General features: G+C 66.6%; 10 protein-coding genes. All 10 read left to right on the forward strand.

Features of this window, described 5'->3' with window-relative positions; genetic code table 11:
• Positions 1 to 325 precede the first annotated feature (325 nt).
• A complete protein-coding gene (locus ACIGKL_RS24375; RefSeq protein ID WP_397488922.1) occupies positions 326 to 1,897 on the forward strand; it encodes a methyl-accepting chemotaxis protein in 1,572 nt (523 codons plus the stop codon).
• 217 nt (positions 1,898 to 2,114) lie between these two features.
• Positions 2,115 to 3,128 carry a hypothetical protein gene (locus tag ACIGKL_RS24380; RefSeq protein WP_397488923.1) on the forward strand — a complete coding sequence of 338 codons (1,014 nt, stop codon included), beginning with the start codon at positions 2,115 to 2,117 and terminating at the stop codon, positions 3,126 to 3,128.
• An 88-nt stretch (positions 3,129 to 3,216) separates the two neighbouring features.
• On the forward strand, positions 3,217 to 3,381 hold the full coding sequence (locus tag ACIGKL_RS24385) for a hypothetical protein (RefSeq protein ID WP_397488924.1): 165 nt from the start codon (positions 3,217 to 3,219) through the stop codon (positions 3,379 to 3,381).
• 121 nt (positions 3,382 to 3,502) lie between these two features.
• On the forward strand, positions 3,503 to 4,870 hold the full coding sequence (locus tag ACIGKL_RS24390) for a glutamine synthetase family protein (protein ID WP_397488925.1): 1,368 nt from the start codon (positions 3,503 to 3,505) through the stop codon (positions 4,868 to 4,870).
• 172 nt (positions 4,871 to 5,042) lie between these two features.
• Positions 5,043 to 6,356, forward strand: coding sequence for an NAD(P)/FAD-dependent oxidoreductase (locus tag ACIGKL_RS24395; RefSeq protein WP_397488926.1), 1,314 nt, complete (start codon positions 5,043 to 5,045; stop codon positions 6,354 to 6,356).
• Positions 6,357 to 7,016: 660 nt separating this feature from the next.
• Positions 7,017 to 7,397: a hypothetical protein gene (locus ACIGKL_RS24400; protein WP_397488927.1), complete on the forward strand. Its 381-nt coding sequence runs from the start codon at positions 7,017 to 7,019 to the stop codon at positions 7,395 to 7,397.
• A gap of 13 nt (positions 7,398 to 7,410) precedes the next feature.
• Entirely contained in the window at positions 7,411 to 7,968 is a 558-nt protein-coding gene (locus ACIGKL_RS24405) for a DUF2335 domain-containing protein (protein ID WP_397488928.1), read from the forward strand.
• 771 nt (positions 7,969 to 8,739) lie between these two features.
• Positions 8,740 to 9,810, forward strand: a complete 1,071-nt coding sequence (locus tag ACIGKL_RS24410; protein ID WP_397488929.1) for a TRAP transporter substrate-binding protein — start codon at positions 8,740 to 8,742, stop codon at positions 9,808 to 9,810.
• 193 nt (positions 9,811 to 10,003) lie between these two features.
• Positions 10,004 to 10,600, forward strand: a complete 597-nt coding sequence (locus tag ACIGKL_RS24415; RefSeq protein WP_397488930.1) for a TRAP transporter small permease subunit — start codon at positions 10,004 to 10,006, stop codon at positions 10,598 to 10,600.
• A 16-nt stretch (positions 10,601 to 10,616) separates the two neighbouring features.
• Positions 10,617 to 11,987: a TRAP transporter large permease subunit gene (locus ACIGKL_RS24420; RefSeq protein WP_397488931.1), complete on the forward strand. Its 1,371-nt coding sequence runs from the start codon at positions 10,617 to 10,619 to the stop codon at positions 11,985 to 11,987.
• The last annotated feature ends 177 nt before the right edge of the window (positions 11,988 to 12,164 follow it).

Genomic DNA, 12,164 nt, shown 5'->3' on the forward strand with positions numbered 1-12,164 from the left:
TGCCAGGGATGGTGGACAAGGCTACGCCATGTCCACCCTACAGCGGCGGTTCCCGCTTGATTCGTGCCGCAGGCTGGTCCGGCGCTCCGCCATGTCAACGAAACCCGCAAGTGGCAGCCGCCTGCGACCAAAGTGCGATGGCGGCGGGCCTTCCGAGGTGCTCGAATCGATCCCATCCTGCCCGAGCTGCGCGCGTCTTTGCCGTCGGGCCCGTCGATCGCGTAGCCTGCGCCAGGTTGCGCGGGAAGTTCGAGGAGAACCCGCCGTGACCCCGTCCGCCTACAGCGCCTCGCCGCGCCCAAGAACAAGAACTCTGAGGTCGGTTATGCAAGCTGCCTTTGTCCGCTCCCCGATTGCCTGCCTGCTGCACGCCCTCGGCCTGGCCGGGTTGCTGCTGGTCTACCAGCAGACGGCGCTACCGCTCTATGTCAGCGTGCCGTCCTTGCTGCTGCTGGCGCTGTGGCCCTGGCTCGGCCCCTGGCAGCGTCGCGACGAGCCTGCGGCCGCCGCGCAGCAGCCGGCCGGCGGCGACTTCGTCGAACTCAGCCGCGGCCTGTCGCGGCACACCTGCCACAACGCGCTGTCCGCCGCCCAGGTGGCGCATGCGGTCAAGCAGCTGGCCGAGCGCCTGCAGTCGCAACTGGCGGCGGTGGCGCAGGTCAGCCAGGCCGCCGAGGCCATCACCCACACCGAGCAGGACAGCGCCGCCCGCGCCGAGCAGACCCTGGCCGCCGCGCGCCAGGTGCGCGACGCCAGCGCCAGCGGCCAGGCCGAACTGAGTCAGGCCATCGCCCGCATGCAGCAGCTCAGCGCGCAGACCCTGGCCAGCCGCGAGCTGATCGACGGCCTCGGCAGCCGCACCGAGCAGATCGAGCAGGTCACCCAGGTGATCCAGTCCATCGCCAGCCAGACCAATCTGCTGGCGCTCAACGCCGCCATCGAGGCGGCCCGCGCCGGCGAGATGGGTCGCGGTTTCGCCGTGGTCGCCGACGAGGTGCGCAACCTCGCCGCGCGCACCGCCAGCGCCACCGAGGAGGTCAGCCAGATGGTCGCCGACATCCGCCAGCAGAGCGCCGCGGTGGTCGCCCATATCCAGCGCCAGAGCGGCGAACTGGAGCAGGCCGCGCAGCAGATCGAGACGGCCGGCGGCCAGCTGCACGGCATCGCCGAACAGGCCGAGCAGGTCGAGCAGCAGGTGGCGCAGATCAGCGCCGGTACCGCCGATAACCACCAGCGCCTGGCCAGCCTGTCCGCCGCCGCCGTGCAGTTGCAGAGCGACGTGCAGGGCAGCGAGGCGCAGACCCGCCAGCTTGCCGGCGCCGCCGAACAGCTGGTGGGGCAGGCCGAGACGGTCAGCGAGCAGCTCGCCGAGGTCGGCCTGGACGCCTACCACCAGCGCGCCTACGACCTCGCCCGCGAAGGCGCCGCGGCCATTGCCGCGCAGTTCGAGGCGGATATCCAGGCCGGGCGCATCGGCCTCGACGACCTGTTCGACCGCCGCTACCAGCCGATTGCCGGCACCCAGCCGCAGAAGTACCGCACCCGCTTCGACCCGTACGCCGACCAGGTGCTGCCGGCGCTGCAGGAGCCCTTGCTCAAGCGTCACGAAGGGCTGGTCTTCGCCATCGCCACCACCCCCGAAGGCTACGTGCCGACCCATAACGCCGCGTTCAATCATCCGCCCAGCGGCGACCCGTTCAAGGACGCCGCGCGCAGCCGCGGCAAGCGCCTGTTCAACGACCGTACCGGCAGCCGCTGCGGCAGCCACCGGCAACGCCTGCTGCTGCAGACCTATATGCGCGACACCGGCGAGCTGATGCACGACCTGTCGGTGCCGATCTGGGTGCAGGGCCGCCACTGGGGCGGGCTGCGCCTGGGTTACAAGCCGGAGCCCTGAGAGCCTGCCCAACGTATGCTGCGCGTCGGCCCGGCTGCGTCAAACACAGGCGCCAGCTCGCGAGACTTTGAGCAGGCCTTGAGGCGCCGAGCGGGCCTATACTCGACGAACAGGGGACAGCCACGCGGACGACGCGTGACAGGGGGGCGGCACGCCGCGCAGGCGCCATCTGCGGTTGGCCGTGACCCGCTGGGTTGGCGCTCGCCGGAGGTCTGCCATGTCCCGTCTGCGCGTGGTTCTGCTTGCCGTGCTGCTGGGGCTCAGCGGCTGCGCGGGCAAGCCGCCGGCGCCCATCGACGCGGCCACCTGGCGCCAGGTCGACCGCGATATCGCCGCCGCCTCGCGCAGCGCCGCCAGCCAGGCCCGCGAGCAGGCGCTGGCGGCCATGGATCGCTGGCTGGATCTGGTCTACCGACAGACCGACACGGCCTATATCCCCTGGTTCTCCAGCTACTGGACCCAGCGCTGGCTGGGCTTCAAGGTCGCCTGGTACAAGCTCGACGGCGAGCGCGACGAGACCGTCAGCCGGCTCGCCGCGTACCTGCAGGAGCAGTACCAGGACCTGGTGCTGGAGCCGGTGGCCCGGGACATCGCGCCGCCGCAGATTCTCCAGCAGTCCACCCAGTTCTACCTGCGCCAGCTCGACCAGCGCCTGCCGGGCATTGCCCAGCGCCACGGCATCCCCGCGGCGCAGTTCGACCAGCATCTGCAGCGCATCCCGGCCATCGCCGTGCCGCCCGGCGCCTCGCTCTACCAGGTGCTGCGGGCCAAGCCGCTGGAGCGCCTGCCGGCCTACGCCGCACTGATCGAGCGGATCGGTGCGCAGCCGGGCAATGCGCTGGCCTGGTCGGCGCATCCGGGCATCTCACAGGTGACCCGCAGCACCAGCGAACGCCTGGTCGACGACCTCACCACCAGCGGCGCCGCCAGCGTGATTTCCTCCATGGTCGGTCGCGCGGCCGGCCTGGCGGTGTCCATCGGCGCCTCGGTGTTCCGCGCCATGGTCCACGAGCGCGAGCGCCCGGCCACCGAGATGCAGCTGCGCCGCCACCTCAACGATGCCTTCGACGAGCAATGGCTGGCGCTGGTGCGCGACCCCGAGCGCGGCGTGATGGCCGGCATCCAGCACCTGTCCGGGCAGATCGAAGCCGGCCTCGGCAGGCCCGGCGCGCTGCTGCCGCGCTACCGGCCGGTGCTGGCCGACGGGCAGCCGCTATGGCGCTACCCCTGAACGCGGCGCATTGTTTAGCGGTGGCATAACTGAATGTGTAAAAAATGCGATTTAACCGGGCTTCGCCGCCATGCGAGTCTCCTTGGCCATGACTCCCGTCGCCCCGCGTCATCGCCACCCGCCCAGCGCCAGCCCGTTACGCACGAGCCTCGGCGCCGACCGGCTCAATCCCCTGCTGACCATCATCCTCGCCTTCTGGGCGCTGTGGCACTGCCGTCACGCGCGTCCACCGGACGCCGTCCCCGCCCGCTGAATACCGATGGCTGCGCCATGCCCGCAGCCGCTGCTATCACCTTGTCTGCCTGTGCAACCGGTTCAAGAATCGAACGGGCCGTGCGGACACCGAGCGCCGAATTGGCGCAAGCGAGCGCAACATGACGACATTCGCCCCCGTGCAGGAAGCCGAGGATTTCCTCGCGCACAACCCCGATATCGAATTGATCGAGCTGTTCGTCCTCGACGCCAATGGCGTGCCGCGCGGCAAGCTGCTGCACCGCGAGGAGCTGCTGGCGCTGTATAAGAGCGGCCGGCCGCTGCCGAGCACCATGCTCGGCCTGACCCTGCAGGGCGAGGACGTCGAGGACTCCGGCCTGGTCTGGGAGGTGGGCGATATCGACTGCCGCGCCTACCCGCTGCCCGGCAGCCTGGTGCGCCTGCCCTGGCGGCAGATCCCCACCGCCGCGGTGCAGGTGTCGATGCACCCGACCGAGGGCCTGCCCGCTACCCCCGCCGACCCGCGCCAGCTGCTGGTGCGGGTGATCGAGCAACTGGAGGCCGAGGGTTATCACCCGGTGATGGCCTGCGAACTGGAGTTCTACCTGCTCGACCAGAAACCGGACGCCCAGGGCCGCCCGCAGCCGGCGCTGGACGCCGACGGCGGCCGACCGCGGCAGACCCAGGTCTACGGCCTGCGCGAGCTGGAGCAGATCGAACCCTTCCTCAAGGATCTGTACGCCGCCTGCAAGGCCCAGGGCATCCCGGTGCGCACGGCGATTTCCGAATACGCCCCCGGCCAGGTCGAGATCACCCTGGAGCACGGCCCGGCGCTGGCGGCGATGGATCAGGCGGTGCGCTACAAGCGCCTGGTCAAGGGCGTGGCCCATGCCCACGGCATGCAGGCCTGTTTTATGGCCAAGCCGTTCGCCGAGATCGCCGGCACCGGCATGCATATGCACGTCAGCCTGGCCGATGCGGGCGGCGCCAACCTGTTCGCCAGCGAGGACCCTGCCGGCACGCCGCTGCTGCGCCAGGCGGTCGGCGGCATGCTCGCCAGCCTGCTCGACTCGCTGCTGCTGTTCTGCCCCAACGCCAACTCCTACCGCCGTTTCCAGGCCAACAGCTATGCGCCGCTGGCGCCCACCTGGGGGGTGGACAACCGCACCGTCAGCCTGCGCGTGCCAGGCGGCCCGGCGCCGACCCGGCATGTCGAGCACCGCATCTGCGGCGCCGATGCCAACCCCTATCTGGCCGCCGCGGCGATCCTCGCCGGCATCCACCGCGGCATTCGCGAGGGGCTCGATCCGGGCGAGCCGGTGCAGGGCAACGGCTATGCCCAGGCCAAGGAGCTGCTGCCCACCGACTGGCTGACCTCGATCCAGGCGCTGGAACGCTCCGGCTGGGCGCGCGACGCCTTCGGCGCGGAGTTCCTCAAGGTCTTTCTCGCGGTCAAGCGCGCCGAGTACCGCCAGTTTATGGGCGAAGTCGGCGAGCAGGACTGGCGCTGGTACCTGAGCAACGCCTGAGGCCCTTACTTGAAAAGGTCGCGGCTAAAGCGGAATGCCGCCCAGCCACTCCCACATGGGACGCACGCTCCGTGGGAGGGGCTTTAGCCGCGACGACTGATGATTCATCGGTGCACACGGCCTAGAAGGCCCCGCACCCCCTACGGCGGCCAACCGCCCTGAAGGAAATGCAATGAACGCCATCACCCAACCCGTCAAACCCGCGGCCGAGCGCGCGCCGTCCTACTACTCGGCCTCGCTCAACTTCGAGACCGACTACCCGACGCTGCAGGGCAGCGTGAGCGTCGACGTGGCCATCATCGGCGGCGGCTTCACCGGCGTCGCCACCGCGGTGGAGCTGGCCGAGCGCGGCCTCAAGGTGGCCGTGATCGAGACCCACAAGATCGGCTGGGGCGCCACCGGGCGCAACGGCGGTCAGGTCACCGGCAGCCTGTCCGGCGACGAGGCCATGCGCAAGCAGATGCGCAACAGCCTCGGCGAGGAGGTGGACGACTTCATCTGGCACCTGCGCTGGCGCGGCCACCAGATCATCAAGAGCCGGGTGGAAAAATACGGCATCGCCTGCGACCTCAAGCACGGGCACCTGCACGCGGCGATGAAGCCGGCGCATATGGACGAGCTCAAGGCCTCCTTTGAGGAGGCCCAGCGCCGCGGCATGGGCGCCGAGGTGAGCCTGCTCGACGGCGCCGGCGTGCGTGCCCAGCTGGGCAGCGAGCTGTACTGCGGGGCGCTCAAGAACAGCCGCAACATGCACCTGCACCCGCTCAACCTGTGCATCGGCGAGGCCAGGGCGGCCGAAAGCCTGGGTGCGCTGATCTTCGAGCACTCCGAGGTGCTGGAGATAATCCACGGCCCGCGTCCGGCGGTGGTCACCCGCGGCGGGCGGATCGAGGCCAAGCAGGTGCTGCTGGCCGGCGACGTCTACCACAAGCTCGAGCGCAAGCAGCTCAAGGGCCTGATCTTCCCGGCCATGGGCGGCATCGTCACCACCGCGCCGCTCGGCGAGCTGGCCAAGCAGATCAACCCGCACGACCTGGCGGTCTACGACTGCCGCTTCGTCCTCGACTACTACCGCCTCACCGCCGACGGCCGCCTGCTGTTCGGCGGCGGCTGCAACTACTCCGGGCGTGACTCGCGCGATATCGCCGGCGAGCTGCGCCCGTGCATCGAGCGCACCTTCCCGCAGCTCAAGGGGGTGCAGATCGACTACCAGTGGAGCTGCGCCATGGGCATCGTGATGAACCGCATCCCGCAGCTGGGCAAGCTGTCGTCCAACGTCTGGTACTGCCAGGGCTACTCCGGCCACGGCATCGCCACCACCCATATCATGGGCGAGATCATGGCCAAGGCGATCACCGGCGACCTGCAGCAGTTCGACACCTTCGCCGCCTGCAAGCAGATCAAGGTGCCGCTGGGCGACCAGCTCGGCAACCCGATGCTGGCCGCCGGCATGTGGTACTACCAGATGCTGGAAAGGCTGCGCTGAGTTTAATTACGACGTTGAAGATGCAGTGCGGTTTGCTGAGGTCGGGCCGATAGGCGCCAAGGGGCGACTATCGGCCGATTCTGTTGAAAAAGTCCCGTCGCGATTTTTGCCCCTGAAAGAGTTTGAGCGACGTTGAAATCTGGTTCGCTCAGAAGACGGAAACTGCCTTGATTTTTACGTAGCAACGCCGAAATAGAGCGTTTTTGAGCTGCCGAAAAGCCGCTCTCTCAGAAACCGACTTTTTCAACAGAATCGGCCACAAGCAGACGTTCGGCGCTCAGTTAAACAGGGCGTCAGCAAACTCTTCCGGCGTAGGGCGCTCCGGCCATTAGGAAGTGTCTGCGGGCTGGGTGCTCCAGGGTTGTTTGCGTTTGGCCCAGATTTGCGCTGCGGCGTCCAGATGATGTCCTTCCAGCACGTTGGCACGTACTACGCGCACTCTAGAGCTGCGGTCGAGCGGACATGGGCAGCACCTCTTAACGGACGTCCGAACATTCATGGCTTGAGCTAGGTCCAATTTGGGACTGTCAGGTACTTACCTGCGGACATTTTGGCTATATTGACGGCACATGCGGGCATTTCCGTGGCGCACGGATAGCTGTATAAAGGCGTTCCTACACATCACTCATCAGATGGTTGATCCCTAGGTGAGGCGAGCAGATGAGCAAGAAAACACATTTCCAACTCCTTAATAGTGATTCGATCTGGGACGGATTCTCGTCCGTTCTGGAGCTGAACCCGGACACCGACCCTTTAGCTGAAGCTGAGCGGTTGGAGGAGCTGGCCATGCGTGCGTCGAGCCTGGCTCTTGAACTGCGTCGTGTACCCCAGCTCCGCTGCCAAACCTTCTCGGTAGAGCATGTCGTTCCGAAAGGCTGGCATGAACGGGCGCTTGAATGCCCAAACGCGCGCGTAGATGTCAAGCGTATGGACAGCGACTGGGCCAATCTCTCAGCGGACTTCATGCAGGCCATCGACAGTGCCATCAGCGTTTGGCCTTCGGTCAAGCGCGACCGCTGCGAGAGCAACGATCCGACCTAAGGACCATCGCCGCATGGCTGCGAATGAAGAAGAAGTAGCGCCGTCCCCTCAGTTGGACAGCGAAGTACAGGACGCGGTGGCAACGCTGAGTAATGACGCCCCGCCCGAGGCTGTACTCCAGATACTGGAAACTGACGAGGGCAAACAGGTCTTCCAGCAGATGGTCTCGATGGCCATCGCTGTTCACGAAGAGCGGCACTCGGGTCCATTACCTGCGCCTAAGACTCTTGCCCAATATGATCACGTCGTACCTGGCGCGGCTGAGCGTATCATTCAAATGGCAGAGCGCGAGCAAGCTCACCGCCACCAGCATGATCGCGATGTGCTGAGCCTTCGCAAAGCAGCCGTGGATCACGTCAAAGAAAGAGAAACGCGCGGCCAGCGCTTAGCCGGATGGCTTTCTCTCGCCGTTCTGCTGGTAGGTACCTACTTGATTTGGCTTGGCCAGTACAAGCTTGGTGCAGGGCTGATCGCCTCAACGATGGTCGCCATTGCAGCAGTGTTCGTCGTTAGACAGTACAGGCAGCGCTCTGAATCGAAGCCCAAGACGGAACCCTTAGAAGAAGATTAAGCCCTGCCCCGAGCGGGGCTTTTCTATTCCGCCACCGGCAACTCCCTGAACCCCATCCGCCGACCTTCCCGTCACCACTCATTCACCTGAAGCAGGGTGCATGAAGGCGCTCGCCTGCCACCGAGAGCCGGGTGATGCTCTGCATTGAACTAAGCGTCTGCTTTTGGCCCAGGTTGTGTCAAAACTTCAGCTGAAATTCAACGTGCGCGTTGTTGCGCGAAATCCCTGGAGCTTGGCCGGGCTGGAGTGCTCAGAATTCGGAGACGTGGAGATTGATCATCAAATGATCAGTGCTCGGTGCTCAAAACGTTTTTACACAGCCTCGGCCGGTTTCCTCTGATCATTGTTGGGGTTTTAGCGGCCGCCTCCCCAAACGCCCCAATTGCCGATAGAACGCCTGCGCCCCCCCTGAAACAGCCCAGGATGACTGCGTACATGCAGCCGCCCCCTCCCGGCACCTCGCCAAGCCCATCACCATCCCGGCAGGCCTGCACCGCCCTCCCATGTCCATAGGCTCAGTCGCCAATGTCCAAATCTCTGGACATGTCTGGCGCCGCCTCCGCCTAACTGTCCAAATTCCAAGACTCAGTGCTGCGCTCGGTGCGCAGATAGAGCCTAAGCCATTGTTTTATATGGGCATTAAAAGCTGGCACAGAGATCGCATTGGCGTATGGGCTAACGGCTAGCGTCGCTGCCGCGCGGAGTATTCCGTGCCGGCGCGGCCGACCTGGCCATCGTTCGAAAACAACTACAACAAGAAGGAACTCCAGCATGTCCATCAAGCATCAGCTTTCCCGCCTGACCCTGGGCCTTGCCGCCGCCACCCTGCTCGCCGGCCCGGCCATTGCCAGCGAGAAGATCCGCTGGCAGGTGCCCCTGGCCTTCCCCTCCCACCTGGTGGGCCTGACCACGCCGGTCAAGCACCTCTCCGAATCGCTCAAGGCCATCTCCGGCGGCGATATCCAGCTGCGCTACTACGAGCCCGGCGAGCTGGTGCCGCCGTTCGAGATCATGAATTCCGTGAGCAGCGGCAAGTACCCGGCCGGCTACACCTGGATCGGCTACGACCAGGGCAGCATCCCGGCGCTGCCGCTGTATTCCGGCGCGCCCTTCAATATGGAGCCGCCGGCCTACCTGGCCTGGTACTACCAGGGCGACGGCAAGCAGCTGCTGGAGGAGATCTACGCGCCGCACAAGATCCACCCCATGCTGTGCAGCATCATCGGCCCGGAAGGCGCCGGCTGGTTCGCCAAGCCGATCGAGCAGACCAAGGACTTCGACGGCCTGCGCATCCGCTTCGCCGGCATCGGCGGCAAGGTGCTGGAGAAGCTCGGCGCCTCGGTGACCATGATCCCCGGCGGCGAGATCTACCAGGCGCTGGAGCGCAAGACCATCGACGCCACCGAGTTCTCCCAGCCGGCGATCGACAAGATGCTCGGCCTCGACCAGATCATCAAGAACTACATCATGCCGGGCTGGCACCAGACCCTGACCACCTCGCACCTGCTGGTCAACCAGGACGTCTGGGACAAGCTGGAGCCGCAGAGCCGCGCGCTGATCGAGATGGGCTGCGAGTCGGCCACCCTCAAGGGCTTCGCCGAGAGCGAGTGGGCGCAGCCGACCGCCCTGGCCGACTACCAGAAGGAAGGGGTCAAGGCCCAGGTGCTGCCCGCGCCGGTGCTGCAGGAGCTGCAGCGCGTGACCAACGAGGTGCTGGACGAGATGGCCGGCCAGGACCCGATGTTCAAGCGCGTGCTGAGCAGCCAGCGCGAGTTCATGGCGCACTACGCCGGCTGGAACCGCATGGGCTACCTGCCGCGCGACTTCAACCAGCAGAACTGATCGCTCCCGCGAACCCGCACGGGCCCGGCCATGCCGCCAATACCCTTCACCGAGAGCCTGCGCGATCAGCTCCCCTCTCCCTAACCCTCTCCCCAGAGGGGCGAGGGGACTGATCGCGCAAGAGCATTGCCTATGTGAACGGCATTACGGCCATGGCGCGGTCCGTCGCGTCTTCCTGTCCGAGGTTTTCCCGATGCAGCAACCTGCTTCCGCTGCGGCGCCTGGCGCCGAGCTACCCCATAACCGTCTGTCCAGGTTTCTGGACGGCTGCGTCGCCGCCATCGGCAAGGCCAGCGCCTGGCTGTGGCTGGCCGTGCTGCTGGTGGTGCTGTGCAACGTGTTCAGCCGCTTCATCCTGGCCCGCGGCTCGATCGCCCTGGAGGAGCTGTCCTGGCACCTGTTCGGCGCCGCCATGATGCTGTCGCTGGGCTACGCCGTGGTGCGCGACGACCATGTACGCGTCGACGTGCTGCGCGAGAAGTTCCCGCTGCGCGCCCAGGCCTGGATCGAGCTGCTGGGCATCGTCCTGCTGGCGCTGCCGGTGATCGTGCTGATGATCGACAGCCTGCTGGCCTACGCCCACACCGCCTTCGTCTACCTGGAGCACTCGCAGGCGCCGAGCGGGCTGCCCTATCGCTTTGTATTCAAGAGCGTGCTGCCGCTGGGGCTGATCCTGGTGGCCATCGCCCTGATCGCCCGCGCCTCGCGCTGCAGCACCCTGCTGCTGCAGTTCCCCCGGGCCGTCGACGCGCCCGCCGAGCCAGCCAACGGCGCTCACCCGCACCCCTGATCACGAGGCTGAAATGATGGGTCTGGAACAAATTCTGGTTATCGCCATGTTCGCCGCTTTCATGGGCTTGCTGCTGCTCGGCTTTCCCGTGGCCTGGTCGCTGGCCGGCGTCGGCCTGCTGTTCGCGGTCGCCGGCCATGTGCTGGTGGAGTATTTCGACGCCGATCTCTGGTTCACCTGGAGCGGCACCATCGGCGTGCTCGACGCGCGCATCTACGGCATAGTCGCCAACGAGCTGATGGTGGCGCTGCCGCTATTCATCTTCATGGGCCTCATGCTCGACCGCTCCGGCATCGCCGAGCGCCTGATGCATAGCCTGGTGCGCGTGCTCGGCCCACTGCGCGGCGGCTACGCCATCACCGTGGTGATAGTCGGCGTGCTGCTGGCGGCTTCGACCGGCATCGTCGGCGCCTCGGTGGTGCTGCTCGGCCTGCTCTCGCTGGGGCCGATGCTGCAGGCCAACTACAACAAGAGCCTGGCCGTGGGCACCGCCTGCTCGGTGGGCACCCTGGGCATCCTGGTGCCGCCGAGCATCATGCTGGTGCTGATGGCCGACCGCCTGGGCACGCCCGCGGCCTCGGTCGGCAAGCTGTTCATGGGCGCGCTGATTCCCGGGATGCTGCTTGGCGTGCTCTACGTGCTGTATATCCTGATCGCCGCCTGGCTGAACAAGGACTTCGCCCCGGCGCCCAAGGATCGCCAGCCACTGGACGCCCGCGCCCTGCTCGACGTGCTGCTCGCCGTGGTGCCGCCGCTGGGGCTGATCCTCGCCGTGCTGGGGTCGATCTTCTTCGGCATCGCCACCACCACCGAGGCCTCGGCGGTGGGCGCCGCCGGCGCGCTGCTGATGGCCTGGTTCAGCCGCCGCCTGGATCTGAGCGTGATCAAGGAGGCGCTGTACCAGACCAGCCGCACCACCGCCTTTATCTTCGGCATCTTCATCGGCGCCACGGTGTTCGCTGCGGTGCTGCGCGGCCTCGGCGGCGACGACGTGGTGCGCGCGGCGCTGACCAGCCTGCCGTTCGGCCAGACCGGCGTGCTGCTCACGGTGTTGTTCATCACCTTCCTGCTGGGCTTCTTCCTCGACTGGGTGGAGATCACCCTGATCGTCCTGCCGCTGGTGGCGCCGGTGCTGTTCGCCATGGGCGTGGACCCGCTGTGGTTCGCCATCCTCTTCGCCCTGTGCCTGCAGACCTCCTTCCTCACCCCGCCGGTGGGCTTCGCCCTGTTCTACATCAAGGGCGTGTGCCCGCCGGGGATCACCACCCGGCATATCTACCTCGGCGTGCTGCCCTTCATCCTCCTGCAACTGCTCGGCCTGGCCCTGGTGTTCCACTTCGAGGCGCTGGCCACCTGGTTGCCCAACGAGGTGTATGGCGGGCCATGACCGCCATCGCCGCATGCGCAATGCCCTGCCCGGGTGGCAGGGCTTTCGTCATTACCCGGATCAATTGATGGAGGCCCGACTGCCATGGCCATTTCCCGTGACGACCTCGACCAGCACGGCCTGATCGTCGGCGTGTCGCCCGAGCGCTTTCGCGCCGTGGCCATGCCGCTGCTGTTC

It is taken from the genome of Pseudomonas sp. NPDC077186 (assembly GCF_044543505.1).
Classification (GTDB): domain Bacteria; phylum Pseudomonadota; class Gammaproteobacteria; order Pseudomonadales; family Pseudomonadaceae; genus Aquipseudomonas.